Source organism: Stenotrophomonas sp. G106K1 (assembly GCF_037969685.1).
GTDB lineage: Bacteria > Pseudomonadota > Gammaproteobacteria > Xanthomonadales > Xanthomonadaceae > Stenotrophomonas > Stenotrophomonas lactitubi.
Window position 1 is genome coordinate 1 of record NZ_JBBPFR010000013.1, and the last position, 21,992, is coordinate 21,992.

A 21,992-nucleotide genomic window follows, 5' to 3' on the forward strand; every position below is an offset into this window, starting at 1 on the left:
GGGCGCCGGCCACTACCGGGGACCAGCAGATGGCTGGCACCAAGCATAAGGAAAGCGGCGCCCAAGGGGCGTCTCTGTCTGTAGAGTTCAACGGCAGGCGGAGTTACTTCGCCGCAACGGCAGGTGCCCTCGGCCTTCATCATCGTGTCGCGGGCAGCCTTGAGCGGATTGCCTTCGTACCCGTTGTGCCAACGCCCCCCGCCGGAAACCGTGCCCAACAAAAAGGCGGCGCCCTGCGGGCGCCGCCTTCCATGGAGCCTGGTGCAGGACCGGCTCAGTCGATCAACGCAGCCTCGCGCTGCCGGAACACCGATACCGCCTGGTTCAGTGCGCCTGCCTGCGACTGTAGTTCACGTGCCGCTGCGGTGGCCTCTTCCACCAGGGCCGCGTTCTGCTGCGTGGCCTGGTCCATCTGCACCACCGTCTGGTTGATCTGCTCGATACCGGAGGACTGCTCCTGCGATGCCGCCGAGATCTCGCGCATCAAGTGGCTTACGTTCTCCACGCCGCCGACGATGCCCTGCATGCGCTGTCCGGCATCGGCCACCAACTGTGCGCCCTCGCCGACCTGACGACCTGCCTCGTCGATGAGGACCTTGATCTCCTGGGCGGCCGCCGCTGATCGCTGCGCCAGCACACGGACCTCGCTGGCGACGACCGCGAACCCGCGCCCCTGCTCGCCGGCACGTGCCGCTTCAACGGCGGCGTTGAGCGCGAGGATGTTGGTCTGGAAGGCAATGCCGTCGATCACGCCGGTAATGTCGCCGATCCGCTTGGACGTGCCCTCGATGGCCTGCATGGTGTCGACCACCCGCTGCATAGCGTGGTTGCCATCACTTGCCGCGCCCTGGGTGGAGGCGGCCAGCTCACTGGCCTGTCGCGCGTGCGCTGCATTCTGGCGCACGGTGGCGGTCAGTTCTTCCATGGAAGCGGCCGTTTCCTGCAGATGCGCAGCCTGTCGTTCGCTGCGCTCGGACAGGGCACCGTTGCCTGCGGCGATCTCGCTGGCGGCCGTGCTGATGGTGGTGGCGCAGTGCTGGATGTGCCCGACCATGCGCGCCAGCTGGCCGGCAGTGGCGTTGGCGTCGCGCTGGATGGCGGCGAATGCGCCGTGGTACTCGCCCTGCATGCGGCGGTCGAGATCGCCATTGGCCATCGCCGAGAGCATCTGCCGCACTTCGTCGACCGTGCTGCCCAGGGTATCCAGCAACTGGTTGATACCACCGGTCAGGCCGTCGAGGAAACTGGCGCCTTCGCTGGCCTGCAGGCGCTGTTCGAGATCACCGTGTGCGGCGGCATCGACAATGCCGGCAACGGCATTCTCCAGCGTCAGCTCATGGGTGCGGTCATGCCATTCCACCGCAAAGCCCAACCGCGCGCCCTGTGCATCGAACACCGGGGTGACCACCTGCGCGAAATGCACCGGCCCGATCCGCACCTTGCCGTGATGCGTCACCTGCAGCCCGTTGAGGACGCCGCGGATGCGGTCCGGGTTGGCATGGAAGCGATGGATGCTGCTGCCGACCAGCTGCTCGGCGTCGAAATCGGGGAACGCCTGGCGCAGTGTGGCCTGCTGGTTGCGCAGCAGCGCCACCACCGAACGGTTGACGTAGCGGATGACGTGATCGTTGTCGGCAATCATCATCGCCGTGCGCGAGGCGTCCAGTGCCTGGCGGATCTGCGCGTTCTCGGCGTGCGCCTCGGCCTCGCGGCTGCGCTGCGCCTGCACATGGCGTGCGGTATCGGCCAACGCGTGGGCCAGTGAACCGGGTGCGTAGCTGCGTGCATCGCTGTGTGCGCCGAGGTCGGCGCCGGTGGCGATGTCGCGTGCCAATGCGGCCAGGCGGTGCGGTCCGTGACCCAGCGCTTCACTCTGCTGGCGCAGGCGTGCGGCGGTCTGACCCAGCACCAGCGTCAGCACTGCCAGGGCAGTGGCATTCAACAGTGGCGGCAGGGCGGCCGCTCCGTCCAGCAACGGCGCCAATACTGCAATGACCCCGATGGCGCCGGCCAGCCACAACGGCAGGCGGTCACGCTGGGTGAGCAGCACGCCCAGCAGCAGTGCGATCGGCAATGCGGCATTCAATCCGCCGATATGGCAGAGCAGGCTCAACTGCAGGGACAGCACTACCGACAGGCCGTTACGGGCGATGGCATGGCCGGCCTGGCGCCAGCCCAGCCAGGCGGCTGGCAGTACTGCGGCGGCAACAGCGCTCGCGGCGGGTAGCGACGTACCGCGCACGGCCAGCACAAGGCCGATCGCTGCGAATACCACGCTGCCCAGCAGCAGGCGACGATCGCCCCGCTGTGCCAGCTGTTGCAGATAAGGGGGGCGGCCCTGGTCGGGGGGGCGGGAGGACGCAATGGACATCGGCAACTCCTGGATCAACGGACGGCAGCGACCATGCAATGCGCTGCGCGGACGAGCGCAACGACGGCAAGGTCGGGAAATTCGGGGAATGCGGCGCAGGTTGCGACGCGGAGGACAGACACCGTGACCACATCCTGTGGATGACGGTGCAGCAGACGGGACATGCGGTCTTCCTTGCAGAACCGGGAACGAGCCGCAGGCACAAAGGGCCTGCGTGCTGTGGGCGCAGGGGCCCACTACCGTTCTATCGGCCGCACTGGCGCAGAGTGAAGTGCGCGCAGCCGACGATGGTCAGCGCGCGTTGCTGTTTCCGCTCAGGAACGCATCGATGACCGCGGCAACCTGTGCTGGGTGTTCCATGTGCAGATGATGGTTGCCGGGGAATACCGCCAGGCGGCCATCACGCAGGTGCTGCAGGCGCTCGCTGCGCATCGGCTCGGGATAGTACGACTGCGCAGGCGTGGCATAGATCACCTGAGTCGGGCAGCTGATGGCCTGCAGCAGGTTGTCGATCTGGCCTTCGCTGAGGCGGATCGCAGTGGGCAGCATCAGGCGTGGATCGCTGCACCAGCGATAGCCGCCTTCGACCGGCTCGACACCGCGTTCGACCAGCAGGCGTGCGCTGCCTTCGCTGAGCTGGTTGGTCATCATCCGCGCGCGGATCGGTGCGGCCAGATCCGGGAACACGCGCAGCTGCTTGCGTGCGAGCGCTCGGGTGGCATCGACGTGTTCGCGCAGACGGCTGGCGGTGTCCTCTTCCGGCCCGCGCAGGCCGCCGAGCGCCTCGATGGCGACCAGGCGTTCGACGCGATCACTGACCGCCGCGGTGAGGCTGGCGATGCCGGCACCCATCGAATGGCCCATCAGGGTGAACCGGTCCCAGCCCAGCGCGTCGGCGACATCGAGTACGTGGGTGATCGCCGCCGGGGTGGTGTACACCGCTCCGTTGGGCAGGTGCGCGCTGTGGCCGTGTCCGGGCAGGTCGATCGCCACCAGGTCCAGTTGCGGCAGATGCGGCGCCAGCGGCACGAAGCTGGCCGCATTGTCGAGCCAGCCATGCAGGGCCAGCACGCGCGGTCCGTCGCCCGCACGGCGCAGGCCGGCAACGCGGAAGCCCGCGACCTGCAGTTCAAACGGCTGCAGGGTCATGCCAGCGAGGCCACGGCGAGCCGTGCCAGTGCACGGGCGTGTTCCGGTTCGGCGTTGAGGCAGGGGATGTAGCGCATCTGTGCGCCGCGTTCGGCCAGCGTTTCGGTGAAGCCCATCGCGACTTCTTCCAGCGTTTCCAGGCAGTCGGTGGCAAAGCCGGGGCAGACCACGTCGATCTGTTTCACCCCTGCCTCTGCCAGCTCCCACAGGCTGGGTTCGGCGTAGGGCTGCAGCCAGCGTTCGCGGCCGAAGCGCGACTGGTAACCCATCTGCCAGTCATCCGCGCCCAGGCCGAGCGCCGCGGCGATCGCGCGTGCACTGGCCTCGCAGCGCTGCGGATAGGGATCACCGGCATCGGCAAGGCGCTGCGGAATGCCATGGAAGGAGAACATCAGCTTCTGGCCGCGACCGTGCTGCTGCCAATAGCGCTGGATCGAGCTGGCGACGGCGGCAACCCAGTCGGGATCGATCGAATAGTCCTGCACCAGGCTGACCATCACCTGCGGGTTCCTGCGCTGCCACGCATCCACGCGGTCTTCGACCGAGGCGGTGGTGGTGGTCGAATACTGCGGATACAGCGGCAAGACCACGATGCGGCGCACACCCTCGCTGGCCAGCCGATCCAGTTCGGTGGTCAGCGCCGGTTCGCCGTAACGCATCGCGTGGCGCACACGCAGCGTCGGCAGCAATGCCTGCATCGCCTGCGCCAACTGGCGGGTGTGGACCATCAGCGGCGAGCCTTCCGGCAGCCACACCTGGGCGTACTTGGCGGCCGAACGGCCACTGCGCAGCGGCAGGATCAGGCCGCGCAGCAAAGGCTGCCACAGCAGTGCCGGTATCGCGACCACGCGCGGGTCGGACAGGAATTCGGCCAGGTAACGACGAACAGCGGGAGCCGTCGGCGTCTCGGGCGTGCCTAGGTTGACCGCCAGTACGGCGGTATCGGGTGCGTCGAGCATGGGCGGTATTGTCGCCGATTCCATCGTCACGTCGGCATGCAGGGTTCGCATCGGTGTCATTGATGAGCCCAATATGAGCAGGCAACGCTCATTGGGGATTCATCACAACACTACTAATTTCAGTCACTTGCTATATCTTCCTATGGACTGACTTCTGGAGCCTGCCATGCGTCGCCCGATCCAAGCCCTGCTGATCGCCGCCAGCCTGCTGTCCAGCCAGGCCATGGCCGGACCGCAGGAAGACCAGCGCGCCCGCAACGCGGTGCGTGTACTGGCTGAAATCCAGGAAATCCCTGAACAGGGCATTCCGGACAAATTGCTCGACGAAGGCCGCGCGGTCATCGTCATTCCCGACACGATCAAGGCCGGTCTGGTGATCGGCGGCCGTCGAGGCCACGGTCTGATGTCGGTGCGCATGCCCAACGGTGCGTGGTCAAACCCCGTATTCATCAAGCTCACCGGTGGCAGCATCGGCTTCCAGGCCGGCGTGCAGTCCTCCGACGTGGTGCTGGTGTTCCGCAACGACCGCAGCCTGGACAACCTCGTCAACGGCAAGTTCACCCTCGGTGCCGATGCCGGTGTGGCCGCCGGTCCGGTCGGCCGCAATGCCGCCGCTGCCACCGATGGCCAGTTGAAGGCCGAGATCTGGTCGTGGTCGCGCGCCCGCGGCCTGTTCGCAGGCGTGGCCCTGGATGGTGCGATCCTGCAGATCGACGATTCGGCCAATCTCGACGCCTACGGCAGCAACACCACGCCACGGATGATCTTCGAGGGCCGCGCGGCTGGCTCGCCGTCGATGGATGTGGTCGCCTTCCGTGATCGCCTGGAAGAGGCTACCTACGCGGCCCGCAACAACCGTAACGGTGGCCATGACGCACCACGTCCGGCCGCCGCCGCCGCGCCCGCCCCGGCGCCTGTTCAGGCAGCACCTGCGGCACCGGTTGAAGCGACCACGGCGCCGTTGCAGGCCGTGCCGCAGACCCCGCCGCCGGCCCAGCAGGGTTTCCAGCCGGTCAATGACGGTGAAATCCGCACTGAAACACTGGGCAACAACTGACTTTCGTCACGCGCGCCGGCTAACAGCCGGTGCGCTATGCTCGGCAATCTGATCACTAACGTAACGAGCGACTTATGGGCAGTTTCAGCATCTGGCATTGGTTGGTCGTGCTCGCCATCGTCCTGCTGGTGTTCGGCACCAAGCGCCTGACCAGTGGTGCCAAGGATCTCGGCTCGGCGGTCAAGGAATTCAAGAAGGGCATGCACGACGAAGACAAGCCGAACGCACAGTTGGGCGATGAGTCGCGCAGCCAGGACGCCGCGCGCGCCGCGCAGGACGAGCACGACCGCAACGCGCGTTGATCCGGAGCGGTTGCGGTGTTTGATATCGGCTTCAGCGAACTGCTGGTGATCGCGGTGGTTGCCCTGGTGGTGCTCGGACCTGAGCGCCTGCCCAAGGCGGCCCGCTTCGCCGGCCTGTGGGTACGTCGCGCGCGCAATCAATGGGATTCGGTCAAGCAGGAACTGGAACGCGAACTGCAGGCCGAAGACATCAAGCGGCAGATGCAGGACGTGCGCCAGGGCATGCAGGACACCGAGAACCAGCTGCGTGCCAGCGGCGAAGCCGTGCGCCGCGAAGCCGAGCAGATGCAACAGCACAGCGGCACGCTGGCGCAGCAGGTGCGTGCACCCGCCCCGGCCGAACAGCCCCCGCATCTGGTGGACGCAACCGGGACGGTGGTGGCTTCGCCTGAAGGTGCTGCCATCGCGCCCACCCCTGCCGAACCTGCGGGCGATACCGTTGCTGATACCGCGGCCGAAACGCCTGCCCGCACCGAGCGCCCGTCATGAGCGAACACGATTCCGGCGAAAGTTCGCTGGTGGAACACCTGGTTGAACTGCGCACGCGCCTGGTGCGGGCGCTGCTGGGGCTGGGCGTGGTTCTGCTGGGCCTGCTGCCGTTCACCCAGAAGCTCTACAACGCATTGGCCGAGCCGCTGATCTCGCAGTTGCCCAACGGGCAGACGATGATCGCGACCAATCCGGCCGGCGCCTTCTTCGCGCCGTTGAAGCTGACGTTCTTCGTGGCCTTGTTCGTGGCCGTGCCGTGGCTGCTGTACCAGCTGTGGGCCTTCGTTGCGCCGGGCCTGTATGCACGAGAGAAGCGCCTGGCGATGCCGCTGCTGGTCTCGTCGGTGCTGCTGTTCTATACCGGCTGCGCCTTCGCCTATTTCCTGGTGCTGCCGGCGGTCTTCCACTTCCTCACCACCTTCAGCCCGGAAGTGATCGCGATCACGCCGGATGCGAACGCCTACCTGGATTTCGTGCTGGCGATCTTCTTCGCCTTCGGCGGCAGTTTCGAACTGCCGGTGGCGATGGTGATCCTGGTGCTGCTGGGCTGGATCACGCCGCAGCAGTTCAAGGAAGGGCGCGGCTACGCGATCGTCGGCATCTTCGTGCTCGCTGCGATCCTGACCCCGCCGGATGTGGTCTCGCAGCTGATGCTGGCGATCCCGATGTGCCTGCTGTACGAGTTGGGCATCCACGCCGCGCGCTGGCTGGTGCCGTCTTCGGTGGTCAAGAAGCCCGCTGCCTGATTCCTGGTAACGCCGGGCCATGCCCGGCGTTCGTGGGGCGGGGTGATATCCATCCGCCGGGCATGGCCCGGCGCTACCGTTGAGCCCCGCTCAGGCGTGGAAGATGTCGTTGGCAGGCGGCGACTGCGGCACCGGCGGTGCGCCGCGGCTGCCGCGATGCACGAACATCTGCTTCCAGGCCGAATAGACCGCGCCGACATATAGCGGCATCAGCACCGTGGTGAACACCAGCTGCGCAATGAATGCCGCCGCCAGCGGGCCACCCAGCAGCATGCCGAGCTGGACCACGATCACGAACAGCACGTAGACGCAGAACGCGGCGATCAGGCCGAGCACGGTGAACACGGCAGTGGCGCCGATGTTCTCGATGCAGCCCTGCAGGCTCAGGCGCAGCGCGTGCATGCCGCTCTGGCGGTCGAACACCACCAGTGCCGGCTGGGTGAACATCGCCAGGGTCAGCGCCACGGCGGTGCAGAACACCAGCAGCATCCACAGCGCGATGCGCTGCGCCGGCAGGTTGGCGACCAGCTCGGCGGCGGTTTCAGGGCTGATCTGCTGCCCGCTGCGGCCGAGTTCCTGCATCTTGGTCATGGTGTCGCTGAAGGCGGTGAAGCCCTCGCGGCCGATCATCAGGTACAGCAGCGCGCCGAGCAGCAGCACGGCCAGCACCTGGATCGCCAGCGGCACCAGCAGGTGGCTGACACGGCGGTCGCGGATCGGCTGCAGCAGATGGGTGGCCAGGCCGGGACGGCCCTGGTCGATCTCACCCATGGCGTACAGCATGCCGCCGAACATCACCGGTGAAATCACCAGCGTCATCATCTGCAGGGCGAGGCCGGCGGTGCCGGGCAGCATCGTCCCCAGCAGGGTGACCACCCAGTTCACCAGCAGCCAGGTCAGGCCGATCCGGGCCAGCTGCAGCGGCGCACGCCGATACAGCGAGAACGTATCCAGCAACCACTGGGCGCCCGCCGAGGCTGGCAGCTTGCGAATCTCTTTCATGGACATCCGGGGAGGGACAGGAGGGGCCGGGCGGTGTGCCCGTGCCGCCGATTATCCCTGTTTTGCCACCGGCTGGGCTGAAGACAGCCGGGCCTGGCGGACAAAGCGCCGCAACAGCTGGCGGGCCAGCGGGGCGGCGCTGACCGCGCGCTCGATGCTGCGCGCACAACCACCATGTCGGCCGATGCAGTCGGCGCGCGCGCGCACGTAGCCACGCATGTGGTGGGTGGCGAATTCCGGATGGAACTGCACGCCCCAGGCCTGGCGGCCCCAGCGGAAGGCGTGGCAGCCATCCAGCGGCGAGCGCGCCAGCACGGCGGCGCCTTCGGGTACGCGCAGCACGGTCTGCAGGTGGGTGGCGTGGGCCGCGAAGTGGCTCGGCAGGCCCTGGAACAAGGGGTCCTGCGCGGCCTGCGGGTCCAGTGCCAGTTCAATGGTTCCCGATTCGCGCCCGGCGGGGTTGTAGGCCACTTCGCCGCCCAGCGCGTGGGCCAGCAGCTGGTGGCCGTAGCAGATGCCGAACACCGGCACGTCGTCGTGCGCGGTCTGCCGCAGCCAGGCGGCACTGCGCTCGCTCCATTCTGCGTGGTCGGTGACGAAGGCGGCCGAGCCGGTCACCAGCACGCCGGCGAAGTCGCGCGGATCGGGCAGGTCGGCGCCATGCTCCACGTCCACCACGACGGTCTCGTGTTCTTCCAGGCCGGCGGCCACCCGGATCCAGTGCGGAAAGCGGCCGTAACGGCGCAGCGACGGCACGGGGCGGCCGGTTTCAAGGATCAGGAAGGGCGCTGGATTCATCCGGGGGAGGCAGTACGGACAGGACTTCCTCGATTGTAGTCAGCCCCTGTGCCACCTTTTCAAGCCCGGCCTGGCGCAGGGTTCGCACTCCTTCAGCACGCGCGGCACGGTTGAAACCGGCCAGATCCATGTCCGCACGGATCAGCCCGCGCAGGCGCGAGCCCAATGGCAGCAACTCATACAGGCCGATGCGGCCGAGGAATCCGGTGCGCCGGCACTCCAGGCAACCGACCGGCCGACAGGGCGTGGCGGCATCTGGATATGCAGCTTCGCTATCAGCCAGCACCGCCCAATCGGCCCTGCCGAGGGTGTGCGGCTGCTTGCAGTGCGGGCACAGGGTGCGCACCAGGCGCTGGGCGAGGATGCCGTTGACGGTGGATGACAGCAGGTAATGCGGTACGCCCAGGTCGAGCAGGCGGGTGATGGCCGAGGGCGCATCGTTGGTGTGCAGGGTGGACAGCACCAGGTGGCCGGTCAGCGAGGCCTGCACCGCCATCTGTGCGGTTTCCAGGTCGCGGATCTCGCCGATCATGATGATGTCCGGGTCCTGCCGCAGCAGGGTGCGCACACCGCTGGCGAAATCCAGGTCGATGTTGGTCTGCACCTGCATCTGGTTGAATTCCGGCGCGATCATCTCGATCGGGTCTTCCACCGTGCACACGTTGACGTCCGGCGTGGCCAGCCGCTTCAGGGTGGAATACAGGGTGGTGGTCTTGCCCGAACCGGTCGGGCCGGTGACCAGCACGATGCCGTGCGGACGCTCGACCAGGGCGGTCCAGCCAGCGGCTTCCTGCGGGCTGAAGCCGAGCTGGTCGATGCTCTTGAAAGCCGCTTCCGGGTCGAAGATGCGCATCACGCACTTCTCGCCGAAGGCGGTCGGCATGGTCGACAGGCGCATTTCCACTTCCCGGCCGCCGGGCGAGCGGGTCTTGATGCGGCCATCCTGCGGGCGCCGGCGCTCGGCCAGGTCCATGCGTCCCAGCACCTTGATGCGGCTGACCACGGCGGTCATCACCGCAGGCGGCACTTCGAACACCTTGTGCAGCACGCCGTCGATGCGGAAGCGCATGCGGCCCATGTCGCGGCGTGGCTCCAGGTGGATGTCAGACGCGCGCTGTTCGTAGGCGTACTGCAGCAGCCAGTCGACGATGTGCACAATGTGCTGGTCGTCGGCATTGACGTCGCCGGTACGGCCCAGTTCGACCAGCTGCTCGAAGCTGGGCAGGGTGGTGTTGGCCTCGCCACGCACGTCGCCACGGGCACCGCGCACCGAGCGGGTGACGCCGAAGAACTCCATGGTGTAGCGGTGCAGGTCGAGCGGATTGACCACCGCCAGCTCGATGCGCAGGCGGGTCAGGTGCTGCAGGTCGCGCAGCCATTCCTGTGCCAGCGGCTCGCTGGTGGCCACCAGCACGCGTTCGCCATCCACCGCCAGTGGCAGGAAGCGATGCCGGCGCGCATAGGCGTGCGAGGCCACGGCGGTGACCGAGGCGACGTCGACCCGGGTTGGATCGATGCGCAGGTAGCGGCTGCCGGTGCGCTGGGCCAGCCACTCGGTGAGGCGTTCCAGATTGAGGTCGCCGCCGTCGCTTGCGGCCAGCTTGAGGTTGGACAGCAGCACCAGGGGATGTACTTCACTGGCATTGCGGGCGCCCTGCGCGGAAAAACGGATGCGCTCGCGCTCGTGCACAGCCACCACGCCATCGGCCAGCAGGGCCGCCGCAACCTGTTCGAACTGCAGGCGACCGGGCGGCAATGGCACTGCGCCAGGCTCGCCGGGCGTGCCCGTGGGCCGCCGATGTTCCATCCACCTGCTCCTTCCGGGTACGGAATGCCCCGCAGGTCGGCCGTTATACTAGCGCACCCCTTTGCCGGCCAAGACTCGTCCGCATGTCCGCGACCCCGACCGTTCCGATCACCTTCCAGGGCCTGATCCAGACCCTGAACCAGTTCTGGGCCCAGCAGGGCTGCGTGCTCATCCAGCCGCTCGACCTGGAGGTGGGCGCCGGTACGTTCCACCCGGCCACCTTCCTGCGTGCGATCGGTCCGGAAACCTGGAACGCGGCCTACGTGCAGCCTTCGCGGCGCCCGACCGACGGCCGCTACGGCGAGAACCCGAACCGCCTGCAGCGCTACTACCAGTACCAGGTGGCGATGAAGCCGGCGCCGGACAACATCCAGCAGCTTTACCTGGATTCGCTGAAGGCGGTGGGCATCGATCCGCTGGTGCATGACCTGCGTTTCGTCGAGGACAACTGGGAATCGCCGACCCTGGGCGCCTGGGGCCTGGGCTGGGAAGTCTGGCTCAACGGCATGGAGGTGACCCAGTTCACCTACTTCCAGCAGGCCGGTGGCCTGGAATGCCGGCCGGTGCTGGGCGAGATCACCTACGGTCTCGAGCGCCTGTGCATGTACCTGCAGAACTGCGACAACGTCTACGACCTGGTCTGGACCTACGGCCCGGACGGGCAGCCGGTGACCTACGGCGACGTCTACCACCAGAATGAGGTGGAGCAGAGCACCTACAACTTCGAATACGCCGACGTGGAAGAAATGTTCCACCGCTTCGATGCCTGCGAGCGTGAAGCGCAGAAGCTGGTGGAAGTGAACCTGCCGCTGCCGGCCTACGAGCAGGTGATGAAGGCCAGCCACACCTTCAACCTGCTGGATGCGCGCCGTGCGATCAGCGTGACCGAACGCCAGCGCTACATCCTGCGCGTGCGCGCGCTGGCGCAGGCGGTGGCCAAGGCCTACTACGAGCAGCGCGAGAAGCTGGGCTTCCCGGGCGCGAAGAAGGCCTGACGGCCCGTTCTCCCATCACGCGTTTCACCTACTACCCCAGTCACCTACTACCCCAGGGGCGCCGGCCGCGTCGCGCGCTGCGCCCCCACAACAGGATCGAACCGATGAGCCACTTGTTGTCTCCCTTGCTGATTGAACTGGGCACCGAAGAGTTGCCGGTCAAGGCGCTGCCGGGCCTGGCCCAGGCCTTCTTCGACGGTGTTGTCGATGGCCTGCGCAAGCGTGGCGTCGAACTGGAGCTGGGCGATGCTCGCCCGCTGTCGACTCCGCGCCGCCTGGCCGTGCTGCTGCCGGGCGTTGGCCTGGAACAGCCGGAACAGCACAGCGAAGTGCTGGGCCCGTACCTGAACATCGCGCTGGACGCCGAAGGCCAGCCGACCAAGGCGCTGCAGGGTTTCGCGGCCAAGGCCGGAATTGACTGGACCGCGCTGGAGAAGACCAGCGACAACAAGGGTGAGCGCTTCGTGCACCGCGCGGTGACCCCGGGCGCGCGTACCGCTGCGCTGCTGCCGGAGATCCTGCGCGAGGCCATCGCCGGCATGCCGATTCCCAAGCCGATGCGCTGGGGCGACCACAGCTGGGGCTTCGCCCGCCCGGTGCACTGGCTGGTGCTGCTGCACGGCGGTGACGTGGTCGAGGCCGAACTGTTCGGCCTGAAGGCCGACCGCATGAGCCGCGGCCACCGCTTCCTGCACGACAAGACCGTGTGGCTGACCCAGCCGCAGGACTATGTCGAATCGCTGCGCGCCGCCTTCGTGCTGGTCGACCCGGCCGAGCGTCGCCAGCGCATCGTTGCCGAAGTGGAAGCCGCTGCCGCCACCGCCGGTGGCAGCGCACGCATCACCGAGGACAACCTGGAGCAGGTGGTGAACCTGGTCGAGTGGCCATCGGCAGTGCTGTGCAGCTTCGAGCGCGCGTTCCTGGCGGTACCGCAGGAAGCGCTGATCGAGACGATGGAGATCAACCAGAAGTTCTTCCCGGTGCTGGATGACGGCGGCAAGCTGACGGAGAAGTTCATCGGCATCGCCAACATCGAGTCCAAGGATGTGGCCGAAGTGGCCAAGGGCTACGAGCGCGTGATCCGCCCGCGCTTCGCCGATGCCAAGTTCTTCTTCGACGAAGACCTGAAGCAGGGCCTGCAGGCGATGGGCGAGGGCCTGAAGACGGTGACCTACCAGGCCAAGCTGGGCAGCGTGGCCGACAAGGTCGCGCGCGTGGCGGCGCTGGCCGAGGTGATCGCCGCGCAGGTGGGGGCTGACCCGGTGCTGGCCAAGCGTGCCGCGCAGCTGGCCAAGAACGACCTGCAGTCGCGCATGGTCAATGAGTTCCCGGAGCTGCAGGGCATCGCCGGCCGCCACTACGCGGTGGTCGGTGGCGAGTCGCCGGAGGTGGCGCTGGCCATCGACGAGGCCTACCAGCCGCGCTTCGGTGGTGATGACATCGCGTTGTCGCCGCTGGGCAAGGTGCTGGCGATCGCCGAGCGTGTGGACACCCTGGCCGGCGGTTTTGCCGCGGGCCTGAAGCCGACCGGCAACAAGGACCCGTTCGCCCTGCGCCGCAACGCGCTGGGCCTGGCCCGCACGATCATCGAGAGCGGTTTCGAGCTGGACCTGCGCGCGCTGCTGGCCAGCGCCAATGCCGGGTTGGCCGCGCGCAACGTGCAGGCCGACGTGGCTGAGCTGTACGACTTCATCCTCGACCGCCTGAAGGGCTATTACAGCGACAAGGACGTGCCGGCCAGCCACTTCAATGCGGTGGCCGAGCTGAAGCCGGCCTCGCTGTATGACTTCGACCGCCGCCTGGATGCGATCGGGATCTTCGCAGCGCTGCCGGAAGCCGAGGCGCTGGCAGCGGCCAACAAGCGCATCCGCAACATCCTGCGCAAGGCCGAAGGCGATATTCCGGGCCAGATCGATACTGCCCTGCTGCAGGAAGATGCCGAGCGCGCGCTGGCGGAAGCCGTGACTGCAGCTATCGACGACACCGGCGCCAGCCTGCACCAGAAGGACTACGTGGCCGTGCTGGCGCGCTTGGCGCGCCTGCGTCCGCAGGTCGATGCGTTCTTCGACGGGGTGATGGTAAATGCCGAGGATCCGGCATTGCGCGGCAACCGCCTGGCGTTGCTGACGATGCTGGGCGAGCGCCTGGGCAAGGTCGCGGCGATCGAGCATCTGTCGAGTTGATGGGTAGCCCATCCACGCATGGCGTGGATCTACTGGATGGTGCCGGCCGCTGGCCGGCACCGACGACGATGTCGATATTGCCGCATGCGGGCGCGATGATCGCCACAAAGGCGCGTATTTTGACCGCCACTTAACAACCGATCCTGATTGACGTGATGCATTTCGCATCGTCACCTCCGGTCGGTATGCTGTGCCGCATGCAGCCAACGAAATACGCCCTGCCGCTGATGGTCCTCTCGCTTTGCGCCACTTCCGTGGCCCATGCGCGCGGCACCATCGACAAGGTGGACATCAAGGGATTGGACAAGGGCGACGACGCCGCGATCATCGAGAACATCCAGGAATCGCTGTCGTTGTTCGACACGATCGGCAAGGAGCAGGGCGAGTCGCGCCTGGAATACCTGCTGTCGCAGGCCGAGCGGCAGACCCGCCAGGCACTGGAGCCGTTCGGGTACTACAACCCGGTGATCAAGGTCGAGGCGCCGCGCCAGGACGAGCACGTCACCGTGCTGATCCATGTCGACAAGGGCCCGCCGGTGCTGGTGCGCCGCGAGCATATCGACATCACCGGTCCGGCGATGTACGACCAGTACCTGCAGGACGACCTGACCGCATTCAAGCCCCGCAAGGGCCAGCGCTTCGAGCATACCCAGTACGAAGCCAGCAAGATCACCGTGACCCGGCGCCTGGCCGAGCGTGGCTACTTCGACGCCGACTACACCCAGCGCCAGGTGCAGATCACCCGCGCGGAAAATGCTGCCGACATCGACCTGACCTGGGACAGCGGCCGCCGCTACAACATGGGCCCGGTGACCTTCGAGCAGAACTACTTCGACGACAAGCTGTTCGACCCGCTGGTCTACTGGGACCAGGGCAGCTATTTCCATGAAGGCAAGCTGGACCGCCTGCGCGAGTCGCTGACCAAGCTCGATTACTTCAGCGTGATCGACATCCAGCCGCGCCCGGACCAGGCCGACGAAAACGGCGAGGTGCCGGTCGATGTGAAGCTGACGCGTGCCAAGCGCAGCATCTATTCCTACGGTCTTAGCTACGGCAGCGAAAGTGGCGCCGGTGTGCGCGGTGGCCTTGAACGGCGTTTCCTGAACAGCCGTGGCCACAAGATGAACACCCAGCTGGACTATGCGCAGAAGCGCAAGAGCCTGATCACCAGCTACCGCATCCCGGCGTTCAACTGGCTGGATGGCTGGTACACCTTCGCGGCCAGTGCCTACGACGAGCAGACCGACTACATCGATCTGCGCAACTTCAAGCTGATCGCCAGCCGCAGCGGCGAGATCAACGAGAACTGGACCGCCATCGCCTCGATCAACGCGCTGCGCGAGCGCTGGCGCTATGCCTCGGGCACCGAATTCACCGATGCGGTCTACAACACGTCCACGCTGGTCTACCCGCAGATCGTGGCCGACTACGTGAAGGTGGACGACGAGCTGTTCCCGCGCAGCGGCATCAGTGGCACGGCGACGGTGCGTGCCGGCGTCGAAGGCGTTGGTTCGGACACCAGCTTCGTGCAGGCCAATGCGGTGCTGCGCTGGTACATCCCGGTGGGGCCGACCAACCGCCTGATCCTGCGCGGCGAAGGCGGCACCACCTGGACCAGTGATCTGGTGGCGATGCCGCCCAGCCTGCGCTACTTCGCCGGTGGCGACCGCAGCATCCGCGGTTATGCCTACCGTGAGGTCGGCCCGCGTACGCCGAAACCCGACAAGTACGCGCTCGGTGCCAAGCACCTGGTGGTCGGTTCGGCCGAGTACGAGCATTACTTCAATGGCGGTCCATGGGGTGCGGCGGTATTCGTTGATACCGGCAGCGCCTTCGATACCAACATCGACCTGCATACCGGCGTCGGCTTCGGTGTGCGCTGGAAATCGCCGGTGGGCCCGGTGCGGGTGGATATCGCGCACGGCCTGAACAACCCGGATTCGCAGTTCCAGCTGTACCTCAATATCGGAGCGGACCTGTGAGCACGCCCGCACCGACCCCGTCGCCGAACACGCCGCCGCGGCGCGTGCGCTTCTACCGCCGTCGCCGTTTCTGGGCATGGTCCGGCGCGGGCGTGGTCGGCTTGGTGCTGGTTGCCCTGCTGGCCGTGTACTGGCTGCTGCAGACGGTGGCCGGCCGCGATGTACTGCTGGCGCAGGTGGTGGCACGCTTGCCGGTGGGTGCCAGCTTCACCTGGGACAAGTTCGAGGGCCCGGTGGCCGGGCCGCTGACCCTCTACAACGTCGACTTCCGCTACGGCGACATCCATTTCCACGCCGAGCGCGCGCACCTGGAGCCGGACCTGCGCCCGTTGCTGGGCCGCAAGCTGCTGCTGGACAAGCTGGAACTGACCAACGCCACGCTCAACCTGGCCAAGAGCGATGAGCCGTTCAAGCTGCCGTCGTGGCCCGATTCGCTGCCGCAGATCGAAATGCCGCTGGCGATCCAGGCCGATGTGATCGCCATCGACAGTTTCCGCATCAGCCAGGCCAACGAGCCGGTGATCGACATCAGCCGCGTGCGCGGTGGCATCGAAATCGCCAATGGCGAGTTCCAGGCACGCAAGCTGGTGGTGGACAGCGACATGGGCAATTTCACTGCCCAGGGCCGCTACATCCCGGCCAAGGACTACGACACCGACGTCACCGTCACCGCGGTGCTGCCGGCACCGCGCGGCCGTACCGCGGCCACGGTCGGCCTGGTCGCGCGCGGTGATCTGGCGCATATGGAAGTGGCGCTGGCCGGCCGCGCGCCGAAGCCGCTGCACGCGATGCTGGTGTTCGATGGCCGCACCGATCCGACCTGGAACGCGACCGTACGCAGCGACGAGCTGGACGTGGCGCTGTTGTCGCCGGCGCTGGCCAGCTCGGCCATCGCGCCGCTGGCATTGGATTTCACGGCCTCCGGCAAGGGTGGCAACGCCAACCTGCAGGGCCGGGTGAAGCAGGGTGAGCAGGAACTGGAGCTGGCGCCGTCGGTGGTGTCGCTGCAGGACCAGGTGCTGAAGGTCTCACCGCTGGTGGTCAAGGGCCTGGGCGGCGAAGCACGCCTGGAAGGTACTGCCGATTTCAGCGAAGAAGAGCAGCAGAAGCTGAATTTCTCGGTGATCGCGCAGGACCTGACCTGGGTGCCGGCGCCGGACCCGAACACCGCAGGCAGTTCACCGGTGCCGGTGACGCTGAAGGAAGCACGCTTCGGTCTGGCCGGTACGTTGAAGGCGTGGGCGGCGATCGGCCGTGCCGATGTCGAGCGCGAAAAGCAGAAGGCGCAGCTGCGCTTCGATGTGCGTGGCAACGATCAGGCCGCTGAGATCCGCGAACTGCAGGCGCAGACGCCGGGTGGCCAGCTGCAGGTGGAAGGCAAGGTGGCCTGGGCGCCGCAGCTGGACTGGGATGCCAAGGCCACGCTGAAGGATTTCGATCCGGGCTACTTCGCGCCGGGCTGGGATGGCCGCCTGTCCGGCAATCTCGCGTCCAAGGGACGTCAGTTGCCGCCGCCGGCCAACGCGCCGCCGGGCACTGCGGGCACGCTGGAGGCCACGGTGGACCTGCCGTCGCTGAAGGGCACCCTGCGCCAGCGCAACGTGGATGCACAAGGCAAGTTCGCCCTGCAGGGTGAGCAGGGCCAGGGTGAACTGAAACTGGCCGTCGGCAGCAGCCGGGTGACCGCCTCGGGCAAGGTCGGCGACCGCCTCGACATCGATGCGCGCTTCGAACCGCTGCAGCTGAGCGATCTGCTGCCCGGCGCCGACGGTGGCCTGCGTGGCCAGGTGCAGGTGAAAGGCCCGCGCGATGCGCCGGACATCACCGCCGATCTGGTCGGCAACAATCTCAACTGGGACGGTTACGGCGCTGAAAGCCTGAGCATCAAGGGCCGTCTGCCGTGGCGTGGCGACAGTGGCACGCTGGCGATTCAGGGCCAGCAGGTCAACGCCGGCATGCAGCTGGAACGCTTGAACATCGATGCGCAGGGCAGTGTCTCCAACCTGCGCCTGGCCGCGCAGACCCGCAACGAACTGGGCGCGATCGAGCTGCAGGGCAGCGTGCGCCAGCAGGGAGAGCAATGGCGTGGCGAACTGGCCACGCTGCGCATCGCACCGGTGAAGGGCGATGCGTGGGCACTGCGTGCGCCTGCGGCATTCGCCATCAACGGCAGCACCTACACGCTGGGCGAAACCTGCCTGGGCGCTGCGACCGGGGGCGCCCTGTGTGCGCACGCCAACTGGCCGCGCGAAGGGCTGGTGGTGCGCGGCGATGCGTTGCCGTTGGCGCTGGTGCAGCCGTGGTTGCCACCGCAGTCCGGCCGGCGCATCTACCTGCGTGGCGAACTCAACCTGGACGCGCAGATCCGTCCGCGCGGCAACGCGTGGGAAGGGCACGTGGAAGTGCGCTCGGCCGAAGGCGGCGTACGCCTGGGCGAGAACCGCAACACCAGCGTGGCCGATGCCAATCGTGGAGAGCTGGTGCGCTATGACCAGTTCTCGCTGAAGCTGGACATGACCCCGGCCAGCATCAAGGGCTACCTGGGCATGGGCTTCCAGGGCAACGGCTTCGTTGATGCGAAGATGCAGACCGGTTGGGAACCGAGTGCGCCGCTCAACGGCGAACTCTACCTCAACATGTCGCGCCTGTACTGGCTGGAACTGTTCTCGCCGGACGTGGTGCGCCCGACCGGCCTGATCGAAGGCCACGTGAGCCTGCGTGGCACGCGCGGCCAACCGTCGCTGGGCGGTGATGCACAGCTGAGCAACTTCAAGGGCGAGTTCCCGGCGCTGGGCCTGGCCTTCGACCAAGGCAAGGGCAGCTTCGTTGCTCAGCCTGATGGCTCGGCCAAGATCACCGCGCAGGCCAATTCGGGCAAGGGCACGCTGTATGTCGACGGCGGCCTGTCCTGGTTCGGCGATGCACAGCCGCTGCAGTTGAAGATCCACGGCGAGAATGTGCTGCTGTCCAACACCAGCGAGCTGCGCATCATCGCCAACCCCAACCTGGACTTCACTCTGGCCAAGGCCGCGATGGAGCTGCGCGGAACGGTGCACGTGCCCGAGGCCGACATCGATCTGGAGCGCCTGGACCGTGGCACCTCGGTGTCCGAAGACGTGGTGGTGCTGGACCCGGCCGATCCGGAAGAGTCGCGCACTTCGCCGCTGGACATGGAGCTGACCGTCAGCCTGGGTGACAAGGTCAAGATGACCGGCTTCGGCCTGAAGGGCGCGCTGACCGGCAAGATGCAGGTCTGGGCCAAGCCCGGCCGCGAGATGACCGCCAACGGCGGCCTGGAAGTCAGTGGCCGCTACAAGGCCTATGGCCAGGACCTGACCATCACCCGCGGCAACCTCAACTGGAACTACAACGCGGTGTCCGACCCGCGCATCAACATCCGCGCCGAGCGCCGCATCGGTGATGTCACCGCCGGCATCGACGTGACCGGGCGCGCACAGCAGCCACGTGCCGATGTCTGGTCCGATCCGGCGATGTCGCAGTCCGAAGCGCTGGGTTACCTGGTGCTGGGGCGCAGCCTGACCGGTGCCAGCAGCGACCAGACCCAGCAGGTGAACGCCGCATCCGCTGCGCTGTCGGCCGGCAGCGGCCTGCTGGCTTCGCAGCTGGGTGCCAAGCTCGGCCTGGACGACGCCGGCGTCAGCCAGTCGCGCGCGCTGGGTGGCTCGGTGATTGGTGTGGGCAAGTACATTTCGCCCAAGCTCTACGTGGGCTACGGCGTGTCGCTGGTTGGTGCCGGTTCGGTGATCACGCTGAAGTACCTGCTGCGCCGTGGTTTCGACATCGAAGTGGAATCGAGCACGGTGGAAAACCGCGGTTCGTTGAACTGGCGGCGGGAAAAGTAGAGCCACGCCATGCGTGGCTGCGGTCATGCCGGCCACTGGCCGGCACGATCGCGCACGCAGACCCAACCATCGGCCGTTGCCCCGTCCGCCCCCAGCGGCTATGGTCCCGGGCTGTTCTGTCGTACCGGATTGCCTCATGTCGCCACGCAAAGCCCTCCCCACCGCCCTGGCCCTGGGCCTGACCCTCGCCGCCGGCGCCCATGCCGATGAAGGCATGTGGATGCCGACCCAGCTGCCGGAGCTGGCCAAGCCGCTGCAGGCGGCCGGGTTCAAGGGCAACCCGGCCGATCTGGCCAACGTGACTGCGCCGCCGCTGAGCGCGGTGGTGCGTGCCGGTGGTGGCACCGGCTCGTTCGTCTCGGCCGATGGCCTGCTGCTGACCAACCACCACGTGGCGATGGGCGTGATCCAGTACAACAGCTCGCCCGAGCACAACTTCATCAACGACGGCTTCATCGCCAAGGGCCGCGCCGACGAGCGCCCGGCCAACCCGGACTTCCGCGTGCTGGTCACCGTTGGCTTCGACAAGGTGACCGACCAGGTGCTGGCACAGGCCCGGGGCAAGACCGGCCGCGCGTACTTCGACGCGGTGGATGCGGCCAGCAAGCAGATCGTGGCCGAGTGCGAGAAGGACGGCAACGTGCGCTGCTCGGTGGCCAACATGTATTACGGCACCGACTTCTACCGCATCGCCCAGCTGGAACTGAGCGACGTGCGCCTGGTCTACGCGCCGCCGCGCGCGATCGGCAACTACGGCGATGAGATCGACAACTTCATGTGGCCGCGCCACACCGGCGACTTCACCCTGCTGCGCGCCTACGTGGGCAAGGACGGCAAGCCGGCCGCCTACAGCAAGGACAACGTGCCCTACCAGGCACCGGCGCACCTGCAGATGTCGGTGGAAGGCCCGAAGGAGGGCGATTACGCGATGCTGGCCGGTTATCCGGGCATCACCTACCGCCATCGCACCGCTGCCGAATTCGCGGGCCAGATCGATACCGTGCTGCCGCGCCGGGTGTCGGTGTTCCAGCAGATGATCGACACCATCGAGGCGGCCAGTGCCAAGGACGCGCAGGCGCGTACCCGCTATGCCTCGCAGTTGCAGTCGCTGAAGAACAACCGCAAGCGTGCCGCCGGTGAGCTGGAAGGCCTGCTGCGCAGCGACGCCAAGGCGCAGCGTGCAGCCGACGAGCAGGCGATGCTGGCCGCCACCGACCGCAAGTACCAGGGCGACATCAAGGCGCTGCTGGCCAACCTGTCGCAGGGCGCGGCGGTGGGCGAGCGCGACCTGCTGCTGGAGCAGATGGCCGGCCAGAGCCAGCTGCTGCGCTCGGCGCTGCTGCTGGAACGCCTGCGCATCGAATCGGCCAAGCCGGACGCGCAGCGCGAGACCGGCTACCAGCAGCGCGACCAGGCGATGATCGAGGGCGTGCTGAAGCAGGTGCAGCGCCGCTATGCACCCGAGGTCGAGAAGGCGCTGCTGACCACCCTGCTGAGCCGCTACCAGCAGCTGCCGGATGCGCAGCGCGTGGCCGAGTTCGATGCTGCGTTCGGCCGTACTCCGGCGCAGCTGGCGCAGGCACTGGACACGCTGTACGCAGGCACCCAGCTGGGTGACGAAGCGCAGCGTCTGTCCCGCTTCGCCGCCGCCCGCGAAGGCAAGGCCCTGGCCGCCGATCCGCTGATCGCCGTGGCCGGCCCGCTGGTGGCCGCGCAGCTGCGCATCGAGAACGAGAGCAAGACCCGCGAAGGTGAACAGTTGCGCCTGCGCCCGGCCTACATGCAGGCGCTGTTCGCCTGGCGTGCCAAGCAGGGCCGTGCGGTGTACCCGGATGCCAACCGCACGCTGCGCATCAGCTACGGCAAGGTGGAAGCGCTGCACCCGCGCGATGGCGTGACCTACTCGCCGGTGACCACCGTGGCCGGCATCGTCGAGAAGAACACCAACGCCTATCCGTTCGATGCACCCACGCCGTTGCTGGCCGCGATTGCCAAGGGCGACTTCGGCAGCACTGCCGATCCCGCGCTGAAGACGCAGACGGTCAACTTCCTGACCAACCTGGACACCACCGGCGGCAACTCCGGCTCGCCGGTGCTCAATGCCAAGGGCGAGCTGATCGGCCTGAACTTCGACAGCAACTGGGAGTCGGTCAGTGCCAGCTGGTGGTTCGACCCGCGCTACAAGCGCGCCGTGCACGTGGACATGCGCTACCTGCGCTGGCTGCTGGCCAAGGTCTACCCGGCGCCCGAGCTGCTGAAGGAAATGGGCGTTCCGGCCCAGTAAGAAGC

General features: G+C 67.1%; 16 protein-coding genes. 9 read left to right on the top strand and 7 right to left on the bottom strand.

From position 1 onward, the window contains the following. Nucleotides 1-274: 274 nt before the first annotated feature. From WKB25_RS12630 to hemH, 4 genes are all read right to left on the bottom strand, one after another. On the bottom strand, nt 275-2,371 hold the full coding sequence (locus tag WKB25_RS12630; RefSeq protein WP_340571044.1) for a methyl-accepting chemotaxis protein: 2,097 nt from the start codon (nt 2,369-2,371) through the stop codon (nt 275-277). Nucleotides 2,372-2,385: 14 nt separating this feature from the next. Next, on the bottom strand, nt 2,386-2,535 hold the full coding sequence (locus WKB25_RS12635) for a hypothetical protein (RefSeq protein WP_340571045.1): 150 nt from the start codon (nt 2,533-2,535) through the stop codon (nt 2,386-2,388). A 127-nt stretch (nt 2,536-2,662) separates the two neighbouring features. Then, nucleotides 2,663-3,520: an alpha/beta hydrolase gene (locus WKB25_RS12640; RefSeq protein ID WP_340571046.1), complete on the bottom strand. Its 858-nt coding sequence runs from the start codon at nt 3,518-3,520 to the stop codon at nt 2,663-2,665. Next, the gene (gene hemH, locus WKB25_RS12645; protein WP_340571140.1) at nt 3,517-4,479 is read right to left on the bottom strand and encodes a ferrochelatase; all 963 of its coding nucleotides are present in this window, start codon (nt 4,477-4,479) and stop codon (nt 3,517-3,519) included. The genes WKB25_RS12640 and hemH overlap by 4 nt, the downstream gene beginning before the upstream one ends. Nucleotides 4,480-4,645: 166 nt before the next feature. Between hemH and WKB25_RS12650 the strand changes: the two genes are divergently transcribed. The 4 genes from WKB25_RS12650 (at nt 4,646) to tatC (ending at nt 7,073) form a co-directional block, all read left to right on the top strand. Then, a complete protein-coding gene (locus WKB25_RS12650; RefSeq protein WP_340571047.1) occupies nt 4,646-5,536 on the top strand; it encodes a YSC84-related protein in 891 nt (296 codons plus the stop codon). A gap of 74 nt (nt 5,537-5,610) precedes the next feature. Then, nucleotides 5,611-5,838, top strand: a complete 228-nt coding sequence (gene tatA, locus WKB25_RS12655) for a Sec-independent protein translocase subunit TatA (protein ID WP_099819944.1) — start codon at nt 5,611-5,613, stop codon at nt 5,836-5,838. Between the two features lie 15 nt (nt 5,839-5,853). Further along, on the top strand, nt 5,854-6,327 hold the full coding sequence (tatB, locus tag WKB25_RS12660; RefSeq protein ID WP_340571048.1) for a Sec-independent protein translocase protein TatB: 474 nt from the start codon (nt 5,854-5,856) through the stop codon (nt 6,325-6,327). Next, nucleotides 6,324-7,073, top strand: a complete 750-nt coding sequence (gene tatC, locus WKB25_RS12665; protein ID WP_340571049.1) for a twin-arginine translocase subunit TatC — start codon at nt 6,324-6,326, stop codon at nt 7,071-7,073. The genes tatB and tatC overlap by 4 nt, the downstream gene beginning before the upstream one ends. Nucleotides 7,074-7,163: 90 nt before the next feature. Here the strand turns inward: tatC and WKB25_RS12670 are convergent, their stop codons facing one another. Genes WKB25_RS12670 through WKB25_RS12680 form a run of 3 tightly spaced genes read right to left on the bottom strand, consistent with a single transcriptional unit; the run spans nt 7,164 to nt 10,680 of the window. Further along, the gene (locus WKB25_RS12670) at nt 7,164-8,075 is read right to left on the bottom strand and encodes a BPSS1780 family membrane protein (RefSeq protein WP_340571050.1); all 912 of its coding nucleotides are present in this window, start codon (nt 8,073-8,075) and stop codon (nt 7,164-7,166) included. A gap of 51 nt (nt 8,076-8,126) precedes the next feature. Then, a complete protein-coding gene (locus WKB25_RS12675; RefSeq protein WP_100461962.1) occupies nt 8,127-8,873 on the bottom strand; it encodes a glutamine amidotransferase in 747 nt (248 codons plus the stop codon). Continuing rightward, the gene (locus WKB25_RS12680) at nt 8,845-10,680 is read right to left on the bottom strand and encodes a GspE/PulE family protein (protein ID WP_340571051.1); all 1,836 of its coding nucleotides are present in this window, start codon (nt 10,678-10,680) and stop codon (nt 8,845-8,847) included. The genes WKB25_RS12675 and WKB25_RS12680 overlap by 29 nt, the downstream gene beginning before the upstream one ends. A gap of 83 nt (nt 10,681-10,763) precedes the next feature. Here WKB25_RS12680 and glyQ point away from each other — a divergent pair, with 83 nt between their 5' ends. The 5 genes from glyQ to WKB25_RS12705 all read left to right on the top strand — a co-directional run bounded on the left by glyQ (nt 10,764) and on the right by WKB25_RS12705 (nt 21,987). Continuing rightward, complete coding sequence (gene glyQ, locus WKB25_RS12685) at nt 10,764-11,675, top strand: glycine--tRNA ligase subunit alpha (RefSeq protein WP_025878768.1); 912 nt, start codon at nt 10,764-10,766, stop codon at nt 11,673-11,675. 104 nt (nt 11,676-11,779) lie between these two features. Continuing rightward, the gene (gene glyS, locus WKB25_RS12690; protein WP_340571052.1) at nt 11,780-13,858 is read left to right on the top strand and encodes a glycine--tRNA ligase subunit beta; all 2,079 of its coding nucleotides are present in this window, start codon (nt 11,780-11,782) and stop codon (nt 13,856-13,858) included. Nucleotides 13,859-14,043: 185 nt separating this feature from the next. Then, nucleotides 14,044-15,840 (top strand): autotransporter assembly complex family protein, encoded by a 1,797-nt coding sequence (locus tag WKB25_RS12695; protein ID WP_340571141.1) that lies wholly within the window; start codon nt 14,044-14,046, stop codon nt 15,838-15,840. Then, nucleotides 15,837-19,703 carry a translocation/assembly module TamB domain-containing protein gene (locus tag WKB25_RS12700; RefSeq protein WP_340571053.1) on the top strand — a complete coding sequence of 1,289 codons (3,867 nt, stop codon included), beginning with the start codon at nt 15,837-15,839 and terminating at the stop codon, nt 19,701-19,703. Before WKB25_RS12695 ends, WKB25_RS12700 begins: the two co-directional genes overlap by 4 nt. A 136-nt stretch (nt 19,704-19,839) precedes the next feature. Then, nucleotides 19,840-21,987, top strand: coding sequence for a S46 family peptidase (locus WKB25_RS12705; protein WP_340571054.1), 2,148 nt, complete (start codon nt 19,840-19,842; stop codon nt 21,985-21,987). The last annotated feature ends 5 nt before the right edge of the window (nt 21,988-21,992 follow it).